Source organism: Streptomyces sp. NPDC054757, from assembly GCF_053612185.1.
Genome location: NZ_JBSHBW010000018.1, coordinates 27,181 through 47,166 on the forward strand (window position 1 = coordinate 27,181; position 19,986 = coordinate 47,166).

Annotated in this window: 17 protein-coding genes and 1 pseudogene; 7 read left to right on the forward strand and 11 right to left on the reverse strand. The window is 71.6% G+C overall.

The genetic code is table 11. The features are described 5' to 3' along the window. Positions 1 to 32 precede the first annotated feature (32 nt). The 4 genes from ACWGKJ_RS21235 to ACWGKJ_RS21250 form a co-directional block, all read right to left on the reverse strand. Positions 33 to 869 carry a response regulator transcription factor gene (locus tag ACWGKJ_RS21235; protein ID WP_453315786.1) on the reverse strand — a complete coding sequence of 279 codons (837 nt, stop codon included), beginning with the start codon at positions 867 to 869 and terminating at the stop codon, positions 33 to 35. Between the two features lie 217 nt (positions 870 to 1,086). Then, a complete protein-coding gene (locus tag ACWGKJ_RS21240; protein ID WP_385028627.1) occupies positions 1,087 to 2,568 on the reverse strand; it encodes an outer membrane protein assembly factor BamB family protein in 1,482 nt (493 codons plus the stop codon). A 520-nt stretch (positions 2,569 to 3,088) separates the two neighbouring features. Beyond that, entirely contained in the window at positions 3,089 to 4,918 is a 1,830-nt protein-coding gene (locus ACWGKJ_RS21245; RefSeq protein ID WP_385028630.1) for an outer membrane protein assembly factor BamB family protein, read from the reverse strand. 240 nt (positions 4,919 to 5,158) lie between these two features. Next, positions 5,159 to 6,967, reverse strand: a complete 1,809-nt coding sequence (locus ACWGKJ_RS21250; RefSeq protein ID WP_385028633.1) for an ABC-F family ATP-binding cassette domain-containing protein — start codon at positions 6,965 to 6,967, stop codon at positions 5,159 to 5,161. A gap of 131 nt (positions 6,968 to 7,098) precedes the next feature. On the opposite strand from ACWGKJ_RS21250, the gene ACWGKJ_RS21255 reads away from it, so the two are divergent. Next, positions 7,099 to 7,350, forward strand: a complete 252-nt coding sequence (locus tag ACWGKJ_RS21255) for a type II toxin-antitoxin system Phd/YefM family antitoxin (protein ID WP_385028636.1) — start codon at positions 7,099 to 7,101, stop codon at positions 7,348 to 7,350. After that, complete coding sequence (locus ACWGKJ_RS21260; protein WP_385028639.1) at positions 7,347 to 7,607, forward strand: Txe/YoeB family addiction module toxin; 261 nt, start codon at positions 7,347 to 7,349, stop codon at positions 7,605 to 7,607. Before ACWGKJ_RS21255 ends, ACWGKJ_RS21260 begins: the two co-directional genes overlap by 4 nt. Before the next feature lie 11 nt (positions 7,608 to 7,618). On the opposite strand, the gene ACWGKJ_RS21265 is transcribed toward ACWGKJ_RS21260, so the two are convergent. The 5 genes from ACWGKJ_RS21265 to rsmI all read right to left on the reverse strand — a co-directional run bounded on the left by ACWGKJ_RS21265 (position 7,619) and on the right by rsmI (position 12,460). Continuing rightward, positions 7,619 to 8,563 carry a 4-(cytidine 5'-diphospho)-2-C-methyl-D-erythritol kinase gene (locus tag ACWGKJ_RS21265; RefSeq protein WP_385028642.1) on the reverse strand — a complete coding sequence of 315 codons (945 nt, stop codon included), beginning with the start codon at positions 8,561 to 8,563 and terminating at the stop codon, positions 7,619 to 7,621. After that, positions 8,560 to 9,543 (reverse strand): 16S rRNA (adenine(1518)-N(6)/adenine(1519)-N(6))-dimethyltransferase RsmA, encoded by a 984-nt coding sequence (rsmA, locus tag ACWGKJ_RS21270; protein ID WP_385028645.1) that lies wholly within the window; start codon positions 9,541 to 9,543, stop codon positions 8,560 to 8,562. The genes ACWGKJ_RS21265 and rsmA overlap by 4 nt, the downstream gene beginning before the upstream one ends. A gap of 213 nt (positions 9,544 to 9,756) precedes the next feature. Further along, on the reverse strand, positions 9,757 to 10,671 hold the full coding sequence (locus ACWGKJ_RS21275; RefSeq protein WP_453315787.1) for a TatD family hydrolase: 915 nt from the start codon (positions 10,669 to 10,671) through the stop codon (positions 9,757 to 9,759). A gap of 134 nt (positions 10,672 to 10,805) precedes the next feature. Next, positions 10,806 to 11,240: a hypothetical protein gene (locus ACWGKJ_RS21280; RefSeq protein WP_385028651.1), complete on the reverse strand. Its 435-nt coding sequence runs from the start codon at positions 11,238 to 11,240 to the stop codon at positions 10,806 to 10,808. A gap of 332 nt (positions 11,241 to 11,572) precedes the next feature. Beyond that, complete coding sequence (gene rsmI / locus ACWGKJ_RS21285) at positions 11,573 to 12,460, reverse strand: 16S rRNA (cytidine(1402)-2'-O)-methyltransferase (RefSeq protein ID WP_385028654.1); 888 nt, start codon at positions 12,458 to 12,460, stop codon at positions 11,573 to 11,575. Between the two features lie 61 nt (positions 12,461 to 12,521). On the opposite strand from rsmI, the gene ACWGKJ_RS21290 reads away from it, so the two are divergent. The 4 genes from ACWGKJ_RS21290 (at position 12,522) to ACWGKJ_RS21305 (ending at position 17,775) form a co-directional block, all read left to right on the forward strand. Then, entirely contained in the window at positions 12,522 to 14,291 is a 1,770-nt protein-coding gene (locus ACWGKJ_RS21290; protein WP_385028657.1) for a dolichyl-phosphate-mannose--protein mannosyltransferase, read from the forward strand. Positions 14,292 to 14,529: 238 nt separating this feature from the next. Beyond that, a complete protein-coding gene (locus ACWGKJ_RS21295; protein WP_385028660.1) occupies positions 14,530 to 16,194 on the forward strand; it encodes a penicillin-binding transpeptidase domain-containing protein in 1,665 nt (554 codons plus the stop codon). Between the two features lie 250 nt (positions 16,195 to 16,444). Then, positions 16,445 to 16,933 (forward strand): YbaK/EbsC family protein, encoded by a 489-nt coding sequence (locus tag ACWGKJ_RS21300; RefSeq protein ID WP_385028663.1) that lies wholly within the window; start codon positions 16,445 to 16,447, stop codon positions 16,931 to 16,933. Continuing rightward, the gene (locus ACWGKJ_RS21305) at positions 16,930 to 17,775 is read left to right on the forward strand and encodes an EamA family transporter (RefSeq protein WP_385028666.1); all 846 of its coding nucleotides are present in this window, start codon (positions 16,930 to 16,932) and stop codon (positions 17,773 to 17,775) included. The genes ACWGKJ_RS21300 and ACWGKJ_RS21305 overlap by 4 nt, the downstream gene beginning before the upstream one ends. A 149-nt stretch (positions 17,776 to 17,924) precedes the next feature. Here the strand turns inward: ACWGKJ_RS21305 and ACWGKJ_RS21310 are convergent, their stop codons facing one another. Next, the gene (locus tag ACWGKJ_RS21310) at positions 17,925 to 19,037 is read right to left on the reverse strand and encodes an adenylate/guanylate cyclase domain-containing protein (RefSeq protein ID WP_385028669.1); all 1,113 of its coding nucleotides are present in this window, start codon (positions 19,035 to 19,037) and stop codon (positions 17,925 to 17,927) included. Then, positions 19,012 to 19,461, reverse strand: a complete 450-nt coding sequence (locus ACWGKJ_RS21315; RefSeq protein ID WP_385028672.1) for a universal stress protein — start codon at positions 19,459 to 19,461, stop codon at positions 19,012 to 19,014. Before ACWGKJ_RS21315 ends, ACWGKJ_RS21310 begins: the two co-directional genes overlap by 26 nt. A gap of 304 nt (positions 19,462 to 19,765) precedes the next feature. On the opposite strand from ACWGKJ_RS21315, the pseudogene ACWGKJ_RS21320 reads away from it, so the two are divergent. Further along, positions 19,766 to 19,986, forward strand: a pseudogene (locus ACWGKJ_RS21320) (hypothetical protein); the annotation flags it as partial.

Genomic DNA, 19,986 nt, shown 5'->3' on the forward strand with positions numbered 1-19,986 from the left:
GATTCCCTGACGGCCTCGCGAGGGACCGGACCTCACTTCGGTGAGTCCGGTCCCTCCGTCGTTCCTGGCCCGTCCGCCGTTCCTGGCCCGTCCGCCGTGCCCGGGGCCGCTGCCCTCCCCGGGGCCGTCGCGGATTCCGGGCCGGGCCCGGATTCCGGGCCCGCCGCCGTCTCCGCCCCCTCCCCCTCCCCCTCCCGCAGCGTCCGGGCCTTCGCGTGGTCGAGCAGCCCGGTGCGCGCGGCGAGCGCGGCGGCCTCCAGCCGGGAGCTGACGCCGAGCTTCACCAGGACCCGCTGTACATGCGTACGGGCGGTGCTCGGCGCGATCCGCATTCCGGCCGCGATGGCCCGGGTGTCCGCACCGTCCGCCACCCGGGCCAGCACATCGGCCTCGCGTGCGGTGAGCAGGCCCAGCAGCCTGCGGCCCTCGTCGTCGGGCTGCGCCACCGGGTTGAGCAGCTCCGTGAAGACCGCCCGCAGCAGCTGCGGCGCGACCGCGGTCTCCCCCGCGCACGCCTGCGCCATGGCCCGCTCGACCCCCTCGATACGCTCGTCGTGGCGCACGTAACCGGACGCGCCGGCGGCGAACGCGGCAGCCACACCGGGTGAGTTGGGAACCGGGCCGAGCACCACCACGGCCACCTGCGGCCGTTCCCTCTTGATCCGGGCGACCGGGTCGAAGACTCCGGGCCCGGCGGGCGTGGCCGTCCCGAAGAGGCAGACGTCGGGCGCCCTGCTGACCACGAGGTCGGCCGCGCCCCCGGTGGGAGCCGCCGCCGCGAGCACCCGGTGCCCGCGCAGTCTCAGCGCGGAGGCGAGCGCCTCCGCGAGCAGTCGGTGGTCGTCGACCACCATGAGCCGCACGCCCATGGAGCAGTCCCCCCTGTTCCCCCGCACCGGAGCGGTCCCCCGGGCCCGGTTTCCTGCCCCGGCAAGTTACACGTTCGGCCGCCTCCGCGCGCCCCGGACGGGCAGAGTACGAGGGCCTGTTGGGGCAATCGCCGCCTCGTACGCCGATGGGGGCGCCGCCCGTCGCCGGGTGGCGCCCCCATCGGCGTGTCCGGGAGCGTACTCCCGGGGCCTGCGGTCAGCCGGTGCCGAACGCGATGGCCAGGTAGTGCTTCTCCGAGTCGGACGTGTAGTCGCTCAGGGTGTCGTCGGCCAGATAGAGCCGGCCGTCGGTGAACCGGATCTCGGCGCTGTCCGCCAGGAAGGTGGACTCGGCCCCGCGGACCGCCTCGTTGCCCGGGTTGTTCATCAGCAGGGTCTGCTTGAGGGTGGAGCCGTTGATCGAGACGACCTGACCGCCCTTGTTGTACGGGCCCGTCTTGTACGCGATGACGTTGGAGCCGTCCATCCGCACCGGATAGGCCGTGTAGCCGGGACCGGCGTCGGCGCGGCCCGGGGCCGCCTTGCCGGTGCCCAGGTCGAAGGCGACGATCTCGTTGGTCTGGCCGACCGCGTCACCGGTGCCGTCGTGCTGCTCGGTCGGGATGTACAGCCGGTCGTCGCCGACGGCCACGCCGGTGCACTCCTCGACCGATGTGCTGCCGCACTTGCCCCCGTAGGCGTCGGCGTTGGCCGCGATACGGGCACGCAGCTTGCCGGTCCTGGCGTCGATGGAGAAGTAGTCCGAGATACCGCTGCCGTCGCCCGCGGTGTCACCGACGTCGGCGGCCACGACGAGCGGGTCGGTGGAGACGACGTGGGCGTACTCGACGCCCGACGGCATCTTGTACGAGGAGATCGGCGCGCCGGTCTTAGGGTTCAGGTTCTGAACGCTGACCTGCGGGCTGTTGTAGTCGCCGCACTTGCGGACGGCGACCAGGGTGGTGGCGCCGCCGGCGTACCCGGCGTCCTCGCACTGGTCCGTGGAGACCTTCGGCGCCCAGCGCAGCTCGCCCTTCTCCAGGCCCCAGGCGGCTCCGCCGTGGGTGCTGCCGGTGGCGACGGTGTCGCCGCCGAGGGTGACCTCGTCGACGCTGACCTTGTCGTCGCCGTCCTTGTACGACTTCTGCCAGAGGAGCTTGCCGCTGTCGAGGTCGAGCGCGGCGACCTCCGAGCAGCCCCAGAACTGCTTGGCCTTCGTCGGCACCTTCGGCTGGAAGGCGATGGCCGTCTTGTCGTCCTTGCTGACGTGGCTGGTCGCGGCGCAGACCGGGCCCGGGAGCGGAAGCTTCCAGACCTGGGTGCCCTTGACCGCGTCGTAGCCGTACACCGCGTTGACGCCGGACTTCACATACAGCTTGTCGGTGGTCCAGGAGCCGTTGACGCCGGTGACGTCGCTGACCTTGGGGGCCGGCATCTGGAAGAGGACCTTGGAGTTGGTGTCCGCGGGCACCTTCTCCTTGCCTCCGGTGCCCTTGGCGGTGTCGGAGCCGTTCTTGTCGCCGCCGCCCGTGGGGCCCGCGCTCGACACCTCCGCCCCCTTGTCGTCCTTGCTGGCCGAGTAGACGAAGCCGGCCCCGACGATCAGCACGATCGCGACGACCGCCGCGGTGATGATCTTCGCGTTGATGCCGAACTTCCCGCCACCGCCGCCGTCCAGACTGCCGTTCGCGGGCTGCATGGGCTGCGTCGTGTACGGAGGCGCCGGTACACCTGGCTGCTGCTGCGGGAAGCCGTACCCGGGGCCGCCGGGCTGCTGTTGCTGCTGCGGGGGCGGGAACGCGTATGCGGGAGCGCCGGGTTGCGGTTGAGGTGGCTGCTGCTGGGGCGCCTGTGGCTGCGGTGGCGGCGCCTGCTGCGGGTAGCCGTAACCGGGCTGGGGCGGCGGCGCCTGCGGGTAGCCGTAGCCCGGCCCCTGCGGGGGCTGCGGGCCGGCGGGCGGCGGCGTCTGCGGCGGAGGCGGCGTCTGCGGTGCCTGGTGGGGCGGAACCGGTGGGGCGCCGGGCGGTGGCGAGTTCGGCGGCGGGGGCGGGGTGCCGTACCCGCCCGCCGGGGGCTGCCCGGGCGGGGGCTGCTTGGGTGCGCCGAACCCGCCCTGGGGCGGGCCGTTGGGTGGCTGAGGCGGCCCGTTGGGTGGCTGGGGTGGCTGCGTCATCGTGTCTCTGCCTTCGTGGAGGGGGAGTTGAGGATTTGGGGACAGCTCACTTGCCGAAGACCAGCATCGTCTTCTCGGTGGTGTCGCCCCTCTTGCCCCTGACCTGGCCCGACATCAGGAAGAACCGGCCGTCCTGGTAGGCGACCAGCTTCGAGTAGAAGGAGTTCTCGATACTGGACGTCGACCCCGGGTTCTGCAGGAGCACACTCGCCTTGCCGCCCGTCGACGGGATGGAGACGACCGCGCCGCCAGCGTCGTACGAGGGTTCCTTGTACGCGATGAGGCTGGAGCCCTCCATCCGCAGCGGCAGCATCGTACGGTCGCCGCCCGCGGGCACCCGCCACTTCTCCTTGCCCGAGTTCAGGTCGAAGGCGACCACCGCGTTGGCGCCGCTCTTCACCTGGGTCGGCAGATACAGCGTGTTGGCGTCGGCGGCCGTGCCGACACAGCCCTGGAGATCACGGTCGATGATGGAGAGACCGCACTCGGGCTGGAAGCTGTCCTTCGTGGTCAGCTGGGAGCGCCGGGTTCCGTCGTGCTTGAGGACGGAGATGTTCCAGGACTTCTTCTTCTCGTTGGTCGAGTAGATGACCAGCGGGTCGAGCGAGTAGACCTTCTTGACCTGCCAGCCCGCCGGGAGCCCGAACGTCCACTTGGACTTGCCGGTCGACGGGTTCAGCTCCTGCACCTGCTCGGTCGCATCCGGCTGGCCGCTCTTGGTGCACGACTCGACCGCGATCAGCTTGGCGCCGCCCGCGAACGCGTCGGGCTGGCACGCGCCCGCCATCTTCCCGAAGATCTTGTGTCCGTCGCTGACCGAGAAGGCGCTGGAGGGCCCCATCCGGCTGGCGGTCACGGTGTCGCCCGCGATCGTCAGCTCCAGGGAGCTCATGATGTCGAAGCTGCCCTCCTGCGGGATCTGCTTCTTCCAGCCGCCCTTGCCCGCCTTCAGGTCGATGGCCTGCATCTGGTTGCAGTCGGCCTTGTCGGTGTCGTTGCTCTTGTACGCGATGACGATCTTGCCGTCGGGGGTGGTCTGGCGGGGCGCCGCGCAGATCGCGTGCGGCACAGGCACGCTCCACTTCTCCTTGCCGTCGTTCACGCCGTACGCGGTGACCGTCTTGTACATGGCGCGTACGACGACATCGCCGGCGAACCACATGCCGTAGTTCTGGGCGCCGTTCTGCGGCAGTGCGACCTTGTTGGTCTGGAGCCAGAGGACCTTGTCCTCGCCGGCCTTGCGTCCGGCGTTGAGGTCGTCGTTGGCCGCGCGCCCGTCGCCGCTGCCGTCGCCCTGGTCGACACTGGCGGAAGCGGACGGCTTGTCGTCCGCGTTCTTGCTGTCGCTCGCGACCGGCTTCTTGTCGCCGTCGTCACCGCCCCCGACGGCGAAGAAGACCCCGGCGCCGACCACGAGCAGCGCCGCGACGGCCGCGCCGATGATGACGCCCGGCTTGCCCTTGAAGGGGTTCTTGCCCCCGCCCTGCGGCGGGACCGGGGCGCCCGGGTACTGCTGCTGCGGGTAGCCGTAGGGCCCCTGCTGCTGGCCGTAGGGTCCGGGCTGCTGCTGGCCGTAGGGTCCGGGCTGCTGCGGATATCCGTAGGGGCCGGGCTGCGGCTGCTGCGGAGCCTGTTGGGGGTATCCGTAACCGGGCTGCGGCCCGGACGGCGGCCCCTGCGGCGGCGTGGGCGGCTGGGCGGGCGGCTGCCCCGGCGGTGTCTGTCCCTGCGGTGCCTGTCCCGGTGGTGCCTGGGGCGGCGGCGGCATCTGCGGCGGCTGAGCGGGCGGTGGCGGAGCGCCGAAGCCACCCGGCGGAGGCTCCTGCGGGGCACCGAAACCGCCCTGCGGCGGCTGCTGGTCGGGTGGCTGAGTCATCAGCACATACCTCTTTACGCGGAGTCCACGGCCCGACCGGCCTCCCCCGCGATTCCGGCAGCGGCAGCCACCGGAATGGAGCGAATCGGGTGTGGATCCCACACATCAACGTCAGTCGAGCGGGAGTTCTTTCTATCACCCGGCCAACGCCGCGAGCAGGCCCGGTCACCCCCTGTTCCCAAGGGAGAACCGGGCTGTGATGCCCTCGTTATGCGCGTCGCGCGCCCCCGTGCGCAACCGCTACGCGTCTTCGGCGAGCTCCAGCCAGCGCATCTCCAACTCCTCGCGCTGACCGGTCAGTTCACGCAACTCGGCGTCCAGTTCGGCCACTTTGCCGAAGTCCGTCGCGTTCTCGGTGATCTGTGCGTGCAGCTTGCTCTCCCGGTCGGAGAACTTGTCGAGCTGCCGCTCGATCTTCTGGAGCTCCTTCTTCGCCGCGCGGTTGTCCTTCGCGGACACCGTGCCGGGGACGTCCTTGGCCACCGCCTGCACGGCGGCCGGGGTCTGTGCGTCGACCACCTTCCGACGGCGCTCCAGATACTCGTCGACACCGCGCGGCAGCATCCGCAGGGCCGCGTCGCCGAGCAGCGCGAAGACGCGGTCCGTGGTGCGCTCGATGAAGAACCGGTCGTGCGAGATCACGATCATCGAGCCGGGCCAGCCGTCGAGGAGGTCCTCCAGCTGGGTCAGGGTCTCGATGTCCAGGTCGTTCGTCGGCTCGTCGAGGAAGAGGACGTTGGGCTCGTCCATCAGCAGCCGCAGGATCTGCAGCCGCCGCCGCTCACCACCGGAGAGATCCCCGACCGGCGTCCACTGCTTCTCCTTGGAGAAACCGAACTGCTCGCAGAGCTGGCCCGCCGTCATCTCCCGGCCCTTGCCGAGGTCGACCCGGTCGCGCACCTGCTGCACCGCCTCCAGCACCCGCAGGCTGGGGTTGAGTTCGGCGACCTCCTGGGAGAGGTAGGCGAGCTTGACGGTCTTCCCGACGACGATCTTCCCGGCGGCGGGCTGGGCCTCGCCCTGGGTACGGGCCGCCTCGGCCAGCGCACGCAGCAGCGAGGTCTTGCCCGCGCCGTTCACCCCGACCAGGCCGATCCGGTCGCCGGGACCGAGCTGCCAGGTCAGATGCTGGAGCAGCAGCTTGTCCCCGGCCCGTACGGTGACGTCCTCCAGCTCGAAGACGGTCTTGCCGAGCCGCGCGTTGGCGAACTTCATCAGCTCGGAGGTGTCGCGCGGCGGCGGCACGTCGGCGATCAGTTCGTTGGCGGCCTCGATGCGGTAGCGGGGCTTGGAGGTACGGGCGGGGGCGCCCCGCCGCAGCCAGGCCAGCTCCTTGCGCATCAGGTTCTGCCGCTTGGACTCCTCGGTGGCCGCGATGCGTTCGCGCTCGGCCCGCGCGAAGACGTAGTCGCTGTAGCCGCCCTCGTACTCATGGACGGCGCCCCGCTGGACGTCCCACATCCGGGTGCACACCTGGTCGAGGAACCAGCGGTCGTGGGTGACGACGACGAGCGCCGAGCGGCGGGCGCGGAGGTGGCCGGCGAGCCAGGAGATGCCCTCGACGTCCAGATGGTTGGTGGGCTCGTCGAGCACGATCAGGTCCTGCTCGGCGATGAGCAGCTTCGCCAGGGCGATCCGGCGGCGCTCGCCACCGGAGAGCGGGGCGATGACGGTGTCCAGGCCCTGGGCGAAACCGGGCAGGTCGAGCCCGCCGAAGAGCCCGGTCAGGACATCCCTGATCTTGGCGCTGCCCGCCCACTCGTGGTCGGCGAGGTCGCCGATGACCTCGTGCCGGATGGTGGCCTGCGGGTCGAGCGAGTCGTGCTGGGTGAGGACACCGCTGCGCAGGCCGCCGTTGTGGGTGACGCGCCCGGTGTCGGGCTCCTCCAGACGGGCCAGCATCCGGATGAGGGTCGTCTTGCCGTCTCCGTTGCGGCCGACGACACCGATACGGTCGCCCTCGGAGACGCCGAGTGAGACACCGTCCAGCAGGGCACGGGTGCCGTAGACCTTGCTGACGGCCTCGACATTGACGAGGTTGACGGCCATTGACGCTCCTGGGACGGGGGTGATCGATCTCCCAGGGTACGGCGCGGTGGGCGGGACCTTTGCGTCACCTCCCGAACCCGCGTACAGTTTTCCGTACGTACAACTTTCTGTACATGCCGGAGGGAGCCGCCATGCGGACCATGACGTACACGGAATCACGCGCGAAGTACGCCGATACGCTCAACGCGGTGGTGGACGACCGCGAGGAGGTCGTGGTGACGCGTGCCGGGCACGACCCGGTCGTGATCGTGGCTCTGGACGAGTACGAGTCGCTGAAGGAGACGGCCTACCTGCTCCGGAGCCCGGCGAACGCCCGGCGCCTGCTGGCGTCGATCGAGCGCCTGGAGAGCGACGGCGGCACCACGCGCGAGCTGGCCGAGTGAAGTTCGTCTGGGACGAATCGGCCTGGGAGGACTACGTCTGGTGGCAGGCCCAGGACCGGAAGATCCTCAAACGTATCAACACCCTGCTGCAGGACGTCGCGCGCAACGGCAACGAGGGCATCGGCAAGCCGGAGCCCCTGAAACACGGGTTCCAGGGGTACTGGTCCCGCCGCATCACGGATGAGCACCGGCTGATCTACAAGGTGGTCGACGAAGAGGTCCGGATCGCCGCCTGCCGTTACCACTACGGACGCTGACCCGGGTACCGCTACGGGCGACGCCGACCCGGCGCGTCCCGCAGGACCGTCGCTCCCGCCACCCCCGACACCGCGGCCCGCGCGGAGCGGCAGGTCCCCGAGGCCAGGAGCTCCGCCGCGATCCGCTCGGCCGCTTCCGCGTCCTTCGCCAGGAATGCCGTCGTCGGGCCGGACCCCGAGACCAGCCCGGCGAGCGCGCCTGCGGCGGTGCCCGCGGCGAGCGTGTCCGCCAGGGAGGGGCGCAGGGAGAGCGCGGCCGGCTGGAGGTCGTTGGCCAGGGCGCCTGCCAGGGCCACCGTGTCGCCGGTGCGCAGCGCTTCGATCAGGGCGGGTGCGGCCTGCGGCGGTGCCGCGTCGGGGGTGAGGCGGTCGAACTCGCGGAAGACCGTCGGGGTGGAGAGCCCCCCGTCGGCCATCGCGAAGACCCAGTGGAAGGCGCCGCCCAGCTCCAGCGAGGTCAGCCGCTCGCCGCGGCCGGTGCCGAGCGCCGCCCCGCCGACCAGGCTGAACGGCACGTCGCTGCCCAACTCCGCGCACAGGGCGAGGAGTTCGTCGCGCGAGGCGCCCGTGGACCAGAGCGCGTCGCAGGCCAGCAGGGCGCCCGCACCGTCCGCGCTGCCGCCCGCCATGCCGCCCGCGACCGGGATGTCCTTGTCGATGTGGAGGTGTACGCGGGGCTCGATACCGCGCGCCGCCGCGAGCAGTTCGGCCGCCCGCGCCGCCAGGTTCGTACGGTCCAGCGGGACCAGCTCGGCGCCGGGGCCGGTGCAGGTGATGCGCAGAGTGTCCGCGGGGGTGACGGTGACCTCGTCGTACAGCGACACCGCGAGGAAGACGTTGGCCAGGTCGTGGAAGCCGTCGGGACGGGCACCGCCCACCGCGAGCTGGACGTTGACCTTGGCGGGGACGCGGACGGTGACGCCCGCCCGCTCCCCAGTACCGGTGTGGAGCGTCATGCCTTGCCCTCCGGGGTCCGCTCGGTCTCGGCGGTCCCGGGGGTCCGCTCGGTCCCGGGGGTCTGGTCGGTCTTCGGGGCGGGCCTGCCCTCCGCGATCCGGGCGAACTCCTCCACCGTCAGGGACTCCCCGCGCGCCTGCGGTGAGATCCCGGCGGCGACCAGTGCGGCCTCGGCGGCCGGCGCGGAGCCCGCCCAGCCGGCGAGTGCGGCCCGGAGGGTCTTGCGGCGCTGGGCGAACGCCGCGTCGACGACCGCGAAGACCTCTTCCTTCGTCGCCGTGGTCGCGATCGGTTCGGTGCGCCGGACCATGGACACCAGGCCCGAGTCGACGTTCGGTGCGGGCCAGAACACATTGCGGCCGATGGACCCGGCCCGCTTGACGTGCGCGTACCAGTTGGCCTTGACCGAAGGCACCCCGTACACCTTGCTGCCGGGCTCGGCCGCGAGCCGGTCGGCGACCTCCGCCTGGACCATCACCAGGGTCCGCTCGATCGAGGGGAACCTGGCCAGCATCGTCAGCAGGACCGGGACGGCCACGTTGTACGGGAGGTTCGCGACCAGCGCCGTGGGCGGCGGGCCGGGGAGTTCGGTGACCTGCATCGCGTCGGAGTGGACGAGCGTGAAGCGGTCGGCGCGGGCGGGCAGCCTGGCCTCGACCGTCGCGGGCAGCGCGCCCGCCAGCACATCGTCGATCTCGACGGCGACCAGCCGGTCGGCCGCTTCGAGGAGCGCCAGGGTCAGCGAACCGAGGCCGGGGCCGACCTCCACGACCACGTCGTCCCGGGTCACATCGGCGGTACGGACAATCCTGCGCACCGTGTTGGCGTCGATGACGAAGTTCTGGCCGCGCTGCTTGGTCGGGCGTACGCCGAGCGCGGTGGCCAGTTCGCGGATGTCGGCGGGGCCCAGCAGGGCGTCGGAGACTTCGGATGCCTGGGGGGACGCCGCAGGGGATGCCTCGGGTTCAGTGCTGCTCACCCGTCAAGCCTACGGCCGGGCGAAGGGCTCCCGGTGCGCGCCGGGCTCGTACTGTCCGCGCGGGGTGCGCGCCGTGCACGCCCGGACGGGCGCCCGTCCGGGCACCGGCTCACGTACCGGCGCGCGTACTGGGGCCCGGACCCGCTCACGTACCGGCGCGCGCCCGGCGCTCCCACCACCCGCATCGCCCGCACCCTGCGAACCTCCCGCGCGTCAGACGGTGTCGCCGTCCAGGCCGAACGCCCGCACCGTGTTGGCCATGAGCGCGGCGGCCAGTTCGTCCTCGCCGATGTCCCGTACCGCTGCCATCGCCCGTACCGTCACCGGAATGAGATACGGCGCATTCGGCCTTCCCCGGTAGGGCGCGGGCGTGAGAAAAGGCGCATCCGTTTCGACGAGTACGAGTTCCAGCGGGGCCACGGCGAGTGCGTCACGCAGCGGCTGGGCGTTCTTGAACGTCATATTGCCCGCGAAGGACATGAAATAGCCGCGGGCCGCGCAGAGTTCGGCCATTTCGGCGTCGCCGGAATAGCAGTGGAATACGGTGCGGTCCGGCGCCCCTTCCTCGTCCAGAATGCGGAGGACATCGGCGTGCGCCTCGCGGTCGTGAATGACCAGCGCCTTTCCGTGCCTTTTCGCCATCTCGATGTGCGCCCGGAACGAACGCTCCTGGGCGGCCACGCCCTCCGGTCCGGTGCGGAAGTGGTCGAGGCCGGTCTCGCCGACGGCCCGCACCTGCGGGAGTCCGGCCAGCCGGTCGATCTCGCCGAGCGCCTCGTCCAGCGCGCTGTCACCGCCTGCGGCGCGTGCACCCTGCCGCGACCAGCCTCCCCCAGCCCCGGGGGGCTGGGAGGTGCCCCCATCGTCCCCCAGCACGATGCGGGGCGCCTCGTTCGGGTGCAGGGCGACCGCCGCGTGCACGTTCTCGTACGCGGCGGCCGTATCGGCTGCCCAGCGGGAGCCCTTCAGGTCACACCCCACCTGGATCACGGTGGTCACCCCGACGGACGAGGCCCTGGCCAGGGCCTCGTCCACGGTGGTGTCCTGCATGTCCAGATGGGTGTGCGAGTCGGCCACCGGCACGGCGAGCGGTGCGGGCAGCGGCGGCGGCGCGGTGTCCTTGCTCATGGCGCCCGATCCTATGGGGCGCCTCCCGGCCCCTGGTGCCGGGCCTGCCTCGGGGAGGGCCGCCGTGCGGGGGCCGGTCCTGCCTTGGGGAGGGCCTCGGTGGACGCGGTGGTCCACCCGCGGGGAACGGTCGTCTACCCGCGGTGGTGGAAGGGGTGCAGCAGGTCCCGGAGCTGCCAGTGGTGGTGCTCGGCGGGTGCGGGGGTCGCCCCGCCCGCGGCTGCGGTGTCGTGCGGGGTCCCGGAGCCGGTCTCCTGGTGCGCGGCGTCCCTGCCGGCCCCGAACGGTCCGGCGGGCGGCGTGACGGTGTCCGGGTAATGAAGCAGATTCTGCACCGACGAGACCCGCCCGGACCTCATGATGCGTACGACGTGGCCGCCGCAGTTCAGACAGCTCGGATTGGAAAGCGGCGAGGGAACACGCTCGCCGTCGGCCCGGTATACGACAAAGTTCTCGCCGGAAGCGCCTACGTGGTGCTCGATCTCGTACGACTGCTCCCAGCCATGGCCACACCGCATACAGGCGAAGGAATACGCCTCGTGGGCGGTGCTCTCAACTATCTCACTCATGCCAGCTCCTCTTGTCCGACGGACAAGCCTTCCGTGGGGCGATTCCGTCCCACTTCCCAGTGGACGCCTCCGGCTCCCGGAATGCATCAGGTGCTGCCGACTATTGGACCGGTTTTGGCCTGCTCGTGGCCTAAGGTCCCGTGATCACGTTGCCCGCTTTGCCAACCGCGCGGGTCCTTTACCTCCCGGTGGCACACCTGCGCCGCCGGGCCCCGTGACGGCCACGGTCCGACGCCGTACGGGCACACTCGGGCGTCACACGGGCGCCCTCAGACACCCTCAGGCACCCGCGCCCTTGACCGTCCCGTTGCCCGCTTCCGCTGCCCGGCCCCTCACCCGTGTCCCCCGCCCTTGACCGGCCCCGTACCCGCCTCCTTCGCCGCATTCTTGGCGGCGACCACCGCGTCGAACACCTCACGCTTGGGCAGCCCCGCGTCGGCGGCGACCGCCGCGATGGCCTCCTTGCGCCGCTCGCCGGCCTCCTCGCGCACCTGCACCCTGCGCACCAGCTCGGCGGGGTCCAGCTCCTGCGGCCCGGCATCGGGGGCGCCCTCGACCACGACCGTGATCTCGCCCCGTACGCCGTCCGCCGCCCACTCGGCGAGCGCCTTCAGCCCGCCGCGCTTCACTTCCTCGTACGTCTTGGTCAGCTCACGGCAGACCGCCGCCCTGCGGTCCGCGCCGAAGACCTCCGCCATCGCGGCGAGCGTGTCGTCCAGCCGGTGCGGGGCCTCGAAGTACACCAGCGTCCTGCGCTCGGCCGCGACCTCACGGAGCCTGCCGAGCCGCTCGCCCGCCTTGCGCGGCAGGAAGCCCTCGAAGCAGAAGCGGTCGACGGGCAGCCCGGACAGCGCCAGCGCGGTCAGCACGGCCGACGGCCCCGGGACCGCCGTGACCCTGATGTCCTGCTCGACGCACGCGGCGACCAGCCGGTAACCGGGGTCCGAGACCGAGGGCATGCCCGCGTCCGTGACCAGCAGCACCCGTGCCCCGCCGGTCAGCGCCTCGACCAGCTCCGGGGTACGGGCCGACTCGTTGCCCTCGAAGTAGGAGACGACACGCCCCGTGGTCTGGACGCCCAGCGCCTGGGTCAGCCGGCGCAGCCGCCGGGTGTCCTCGGCGGCGACGACATCGGCCGTCGCCAGTTCCTCCGCGAGCCGGGGCGGCGCGTCCGACACATCACCGATGGGGGTCCCTGCGAGTACCAGCATTCCTGTCACCACTCCATTCTCCCAGCCCCGTGCACACCACTCTCACAGTCCGGTTCCCTACGATGGCGCGGTGACGAGTACAGCGCCTCAAGCCCTGAAGGGCCAAGACCCGGGGGAACAGCCGCCCGCCTGGGGGCGCAGGCTGCGCCGCTTCGGGTACGCAGGCCCGCGCGGGGCAGGACTGCGCGAGCGGCTGGTGCCGCCGTACGCCTCGCCAGGACCGCAGGTGTGGCACGTGCTCGGCATCTCCCCCGCCCTCGCGGAGCGGCTGGTGCGCTGGTCCGCCTGGGGCGGCCCGCTCCTTGTCACGCTGGTCGCCGGGGTGCTGCGGTTCTGGAACCTGGGCAGCCCGCACGCGGTGATATTCGATGAGACGTATTACGCGAAGGACGCCTGGGCGCTGATCCACCAGGGGTACGAGGGCCACTGGCCGGACAACATCAACAACGCGATCCTGGCCAACCCCGCACACGTCTCGGTGCCGTCCGACCCCGGCTATGTGGTGCACCCGCCGATGGGCAAGTGGCTCATCGGGGCCGGTGAGCACTTCTTCGGCTTCACGCCGTTCGGCTGGCGCTTCATGACCGCGCTGCTCGGCACTCTCTCGGTGCTGATGATCTGCCGGATCGGCAGGCGGCTGCTGCGTTCGACGTTCCTGGGGTGTCTGGCGGGCGCGCTGCTGACGGTCGACGGGCTGCACTTCGTGATGAGCCGCACCTCGCTGCTCGACCTCATCGTGATGTTCTTCGTGGTGGCGGCCTTCGGGGCGCTGCTGATCGACCGGGACCGGACCAGGGCCCGGCTGGCCGCCGCCCTGCCGGTGGGCGAAGAGGGCGGGCTGCGGCCCGACAGCGGGGTGGCGAGCACCGTGCGGCTGGGGCTGCGGCCCTGGCGGATCGTGGCCGGTGTGCTGCTCGGACTGTCCGCCGCCACCAAGTGGAACGGGCTGTACGTCCTGGTCTTCTTCGCGGTGATGGCGGTGCTCTGGGACGTGGGAGCCCGCCGCACGGCCGGTGCCGTCCGCCCCTACCGCGCCGTCCTGCGCCATGACGTGCTGCCGGCCTTCGTCTCGACGGTGCCGGTCGCCGTGGTGACGTACATGCTCTCCTGGACCGGCTGGTTCGTGGCCAAGGGCGGGTACTTCCGCGACTGGGCGAACCAGCGCGCCGGGCTCTCCCCCGACCACATCAAGCTGCCGGTGCTGGGCACGGTCCATCTGCCGCAGTTCGACATGAGCTGGGTCCCCGCGTCACTGCGCAGCTTCTGGCACTACGAGGCCGAGGTCTACAGCTTCCACGTCAATCTGACCGAGGGGCACCAGTACCAGTCGAACCCGTGGAGCTGGCTCGTGGTGGGCCGCCCCGTCTCGTACTTCTACGAGTCCCCGAAGCCGGGCGTGGACGGCTGCCCGCAGGGCACCGAGAACTGCGCCCGCGAGGTGCTCGCGATGGGCACCCCGCTGCTCTGGTGGGCGGGGTGCTTCGCGGTGCTGTACATCCTGTGGCGCTGGGCCTTCCGCCGGGACTGGCGGGCCGGGGCCGTGGCGTGCGGGATCGCGGCCGGGTATCTGCCCTGGTTCATGTACCAGCAGCGGACGATCTTCTTCTTCTACGCGGTCGTCTTCGTGCCGTTCCTCTGTCTGGCCGTCGCCATGATGATCGGCGCGATCCTCGGTCCGCCCGGGTCGAGCGAGCGGCGCCGTGCGGTGGGGGCGATCGGTGCGGGTGTCCTGGTGCTGCTGATCGTCTGGAACTTCATCTACTTCTGGCCGCTGTTCACCGGGGACGCGATCCCGCTGAGCCAGTGGAACAACCGGATGTGGCTGAACACCTGGATCTGACGCGGGGATCCGGTGCCTGCGTCCGCCGCTCTCTCCGCCGTCGGGCGTCGGGCGTCGGCATTGGGCGTCGGGCGTCGGGCGTCCGCCGTCGGGCGTCGGGCGTCGGGCGTCGGGCGTCGGGCGTCGCCCATGATTCCGGTCGGGTAACGACGCCCCCGGCGCCACCCCTGTCCCGTACGCTGCTGAACACAACTCTCTTGAACATGTTCAAAGAGACTCCTGGGGAGGGGACGCAGCAGTGCGTAACGGGGCGAAGATAGGCATCGTGGGCGGGGTGTTCGCGGTGGTGGCCGGCGGGGTCGGCTACGGCGCATACAACATCTGGAACGCGGTGGACGGTTCGGGCGGCGGGGGCGGCTCCATCAACACGGCCCAGGCCGCGCCCGCCCGGCGGACCGGCCCGCCGACCGCGGACGAGATCAGCGGTACGGCCAAGGACTTCCTCGCGGCCTGGGCGAAGGGCGACGCGGACGGGGCGGCCGGGCTGACCGACAACGCGGCCGACTCACAGCCGCTGCTTGCCGGTTACCGCACGGACGCCCACGTCAGCAAGGTGACCCTGACGCCCGGTGCGGCCTCGGGTGCGAAGGTGCCGTTCACGGTGAAGGCCACCGTCTCGTACGAGGGGAAGACCAAGCCCTGGTCGTACGCGTCCTCGCTGCGAGTCGTACGCGGGGTGACGACGGGCCGGGCGCTGGTGGACTGGGAACCTTCGGTGATCCACCCGGACCTGAAGAAGGACGAGACGCTCACCACCGGTGAGGCCGAGTCCGCGCCCGTCAAAGCCGTCGACCACAACGGGGCGGAGCTGACGAAGGCGAAGTACCCCTCGCTGGGGCCGGTCCTGGACTCGCTGCGGCAGAAGTACGGCGACAAGGCGGGCGGCAAGCCGGGCATCGAGACGTACATCTCGGGTGACGGTTCGGACGACGCCACCCCCGCCCGGACCCTGCTGACCCTCTCCAAGGGCACCCCCGCCCTGCTGCACACCACGCTCGACGCGGGGGCGCAGGCGGCGGCCGAGACGGCGGTGAAGAAGTTCAGCGAGTCGTCGGTGGTAGCGGTCAAGGCGAGCACCGGCGAGATACGCGCGATCGCCAACAACCGCGCCGACGCCTTCGACGCGGCGACGCAGGGCAAGCTCGCGCCCGGCTCGACGATGAAGATCATGACCGCCGCGATGCTCATCGACAACGGTCTGGCATCCGAGAAGAGCCCCCTCCTCTGCGAGCCTTCGGTCCTCTGGCAGGGCCAGACCTTCCACAATCTGGACAACTTCTCCATCCCGGGCGGCACCATGGAGCAGGCGTTCGCGCGCTCCTGCAATACCGCCTTCATCAAGCCGGTCGGGAAGCTGAACGACCGCGGCATCGCGGACACCGCCCTGCCGGACACCGCGAAGAAGTACTTCGGCATCGGCTCGGTCTGGAACGTCGGCATCCCCACCTTCGACGGCGGCGTGCCGCAGACGTCCGGCCCCAACACCGCGGCGGCGATGATCGGTCAGGGTCTCGTCCAGATGAACCCGCTGAACATGGCGTCGGTCACCGCCACCGCCCGCAGCGGCGCGTTCCACCAGCCGGTCATCGTGCCCAGGTCACTGCGCGAGGGCGACACAGCCACCGCGCAGCCTCTCCCGGCCAACACCGCGCAGCAGCTGCGCGACATGATGCACACCACGGCGACGGCCGGGTACGGGACGGGCACCGCGGCAATGTCGGGGGTCGGCGGGTACAAGGGCGCCAAGACCGGCTCGGCGGAGGTCGACGCCCAGGGCAAGTCCAACAGCTGGTTCACCGGATTCAGCGACGACCTGGCCGCTGCGGCGGTCGTCCAGTCCGGCGGCCACGGCGGCGACGCGGCGGGCCCGGTGGTCGCGGCGGTGCTGGCGGCGGGCTCCTAGGGGCTGTCCGGCGGATCACGCCGCAGACGCGGGGCCTGGCACGCCCATCTGCGGCGTTGTCGTCGGTTGACGACGCTCCGCGTCGCCGCCCTCCTCCGCCTTGCAGCTGGACGCACCAGACCCCGCTCACCAGGACCGATCGGGAACCGGCGACACCTGCGCCCTGATCCGCCGGACAGCCCCTGAGCTTGTCTCGGAAAGTGACAACAAGTTCGCGTGGTACGTACACCGGCCGCTAGCGTGACGGACCATGAGCACTTCCGAACCCCCTGTCAATCCCCGGTTCGCCGAGGCGCTGCGTGAACTGGGCCTGGAGGTCGAGGTCCGCGGATTTCCCGAGGCGACGCGGACAGCGGCCGAGGCGGCGGCCGCGATCGGCTGCGAGCTCAGCGCGATCGTCAAGTCACTGGTCTTCGAGGCCGACGGGGCGCCCGTCCTGGTCCTGCTGGACGGGTCGTCCCGGGTCGACACGGACCTCGTACGGGAGGTGCTGGGCGCCGAGAAGGTCAAGCGCGCCGACGCCGCTCTCGTACGGGAGACCACCGGGTACGCGATCGGCGGGGTGCCGCCCTTCGGCCACCGCAGCCGCACCCGGGTCATCGCCGACCGCGGCCTCCTTGAGCACCCCGTCGTATGGGCCGCCGCGGGCACCCCGCACACGGTCTTCGCCCTGGAGCCGAAGGCGGTGGTCGCCCACGCGGGCGCCACACTCGCGGATGTCCGGGAGTCCGCCGCGTGACACTCACGGTCATCCTCGCCGTCGTCCTCGCGGCGATAACGCACGCCAGCTGGAACGCCATTGCCCACCACATCAAGGACCAGCTGGTCTCCTTCACCCTGATCTCCGGGGGCGGGCTGCTGGTCGGCGCACTGGGCGCGCTGTTCGTCCCCTTCCCGGCCGCGGCGGCGTGGCCGTATCTGCTCGTGTCGGCCGCGCTCCACGTCACGTACATGCTGCTGCTCATGCGGTCGTTCAGCCTCGGCGACTTCGGCCAGATGTACCCGATCGCGCGCGGTACCGCCCCGCTCGTGGTGACCGTGCTGGCCGCGGTCTTCGTCCATGAGGTCCCGAACGGCTGGCAGCTCGCGGGGGTCGCGGTGGCCTGCGCCGGACTCGTCGGCGTGGCGCTCTGGGGCCTGAAGGGGTCCCGCCCGCAGTGGCCGGCGATCATCGCGGCGCTCGCCACCGGCCTGGCGGTCGCCTCGTACACGACAGTCGACGGCGTCGGCGTCCGCGACTCGGGCTCCTCGCTGGGATACATCGCCTACCTGATGATCCTGGAGGGCATCGCCATCCCGGCGTACGCGCTCTACCGGCGCCGGGGCCAACTCACCGCCCAGCTGCGCCCGTACGCCAGCAAGGGGCTGATCGGCGGTGCGATGTCGGTGGTCGCGTACGGCCTGGTCCTGTGGGCCCAGACCCGCGCCCCGCTCGCCCCGATCGCCGCGCTGCGCGAGTCGTCGATCATCGTGGGCGCGGCGATCGGTGCGCTCTTCTTCAAGGAGAGGTTCGGGGCACCGAGGATCGCGGCGGCGGGGCTGATGGTGGTCGGCATCGGGCTGATGCTGCATACGGCTTAGCGGGGAGTCCGGGCGTTCCGGGCATCAGGCGTCGGGCGTCGGGCGTCGGGCGTCGGGCGCAGGACGTCACGGGCAGGACGTCACGGGCAGGACGTCACGGGCAGGACGTACATCGGGGGCAGACGTACAACCGCCTGCGCCGCATCCGCCTACCGGCCGCGGCGCAGGGCGTACACCCGGAGTCTGCTGTAGCCGCGCACCGAGACGGGGCGCAGGGAGCGCAGCCGGTACGGGGCGCCGGGGCCCGCACCACCGGCGCCGCCCCCGCCGTCCGCGCCTCCGTCCGCCCCTCCCCCGGGCGCGGAGCGGCCGATCCCGGTCGCGAAGGACTCGTCGGTGAGGATCGTGCCGGGGCGCGCGACGGAGGTGAGGCGGGCGGCGATGTTCACCACCTCGCCGTACACATCACCGAGCCGGTGCACCACCTGCCCGTAGGCCAGCCCGGTGCGCAACTCCGGCAGTACGGTGTCGCGTTCGGCCGACTCCGTCAGCTCCAGGGCGGTATCGGCGGCTGCGCCGGGACTGTCGCAGAGGAACAGCACCTCGTCCCCGATGGTCTTCACGATTCGGCCGCCGTGCCGCGAGACGGCATCGGCCGCCAGGGATTCGAAACGCTCCAGTACGTCCACGAGCGCCGCCTCACCGACGCGCCGGGTGAGGGCCGTGTACCCGACCATGTCCACGAAGCCGATCACCTGCCCGGAGCGCCCGGCGTCCGGCGGGGCGGCGGTGACCCGGCCCGCGTGCGCGGCGAGGTGGCGGCGCCAGACGTAGTTCTGCAGGTGTTCGAGGGCGGGCAGCGCCTCGGCCGCGGCCTCGGCCGCGCCGCGCGCGCGGGACGTCTCACCGTGCGCCCCGGCCGCCCCGGCCGCCCCGGTGGCCTCGCTGTCCTGGTCCGCGACGACGAGGGACATCTGCCACTCCGCCAGCCGCGCCAGATGGTGTCCGAGGGCCCGGGTGACGGCGGACTCCTGGCCCGGTGCGACAAGACCGGAACCGAACAGCCGGGCCGCAGTGCGGGCGGCGGCCACATCGGCGTCGGTGAAGATCACCGCGTCATCGTCGACGGCGGCGAAGCCGAGGGCCCGCCACAGCCTGCGGAGGTCATCCGGCGGAAGCCCGGACTCCTCGGCGACTTGCTCACGGGTGTACCGGCGGGCGCCCCCGAGGAGCGTCTCCTCCAGCCCGGGGGCGGTCATCCGGGTCTCGGGCATCCGGGCCTCGGACATCCGGGCCTCAGGTGGTGTGCACGATGAGGACATCGGCGTCCGCCTTGCGGGCGATGTCGGACGGCACGGATCCGAGCAGCCGCCCCGCCAGGGTGTTCAGCCCCCGGTTGCCGACGACGACCAGGCTCGCGCTCCGGTCCGTGACCGCACGGGCCAGCGCCGGTACGGGGTCGCCCTCCACGGCCAGCGTCTCGATCTCCCGCGCCCCGGCGGCCTCCGCGCGCCCCCGGGCGATCCGCAGGGTCTGCTCCGCGGGCGCGGAACCCTCGACCTGGTACGCCTCACCGCGCAGCGCGTCCTGAGCGGCGAGGCTGTCCTCCCTGCCGATGGGCCGGTAGGCACAGAGCACGATGAGCCGGGCGCCGTTCGAGACGGCGACGGCGGCCGCCCGGTCCACCGCGGCGTAGGACGAAGTCGACCCGTCGGTGCCGACAATCACGGTCTCGTATGCGGTCATGACGGGTGACCATAGCCGCCCGCGGACCGCCTCACGAGCCCGCGCGGACAGTCCGCTCGGAGGTTGTGCGGCACTGACAAATCCGTTGCGGGGCGGGCCACTCGGATGCTCCCCGCACGCCAAATCCGGTCGGCCGGGACCTGCGTCGCCTCCCGCCGGAATGTCACGGTCCTGTCATACGGCGATCACGCCAGGAACTCCCCTGAACCGCCCGGCATCTCAATTTCCAGAAGCACGGCGAGAGGCCCGGTAACCGGCCGGCCGGCCGGTGTTCCCAAGGTCAGAACCCATTGAGGAGAGAATGATGCTCGTCCGGACGAAGAAGATCTCGATGTTCGCCCTCACCGCTGTCGCCGCCGGTCTGGCGCTCACGGCCTGTGACAACAACGGCACCGACGCGGCCTCGTCGTCCAAGGGCGGCTCGTCATCCTCCTCAAGCTCCGCGAGTACGCACTCCCCCGCTCCCGTCTCCAAGACCGCCAAGGACTCGTCGCCGGGCTCCTCCGCGAAGGACGGGGTGAGCTG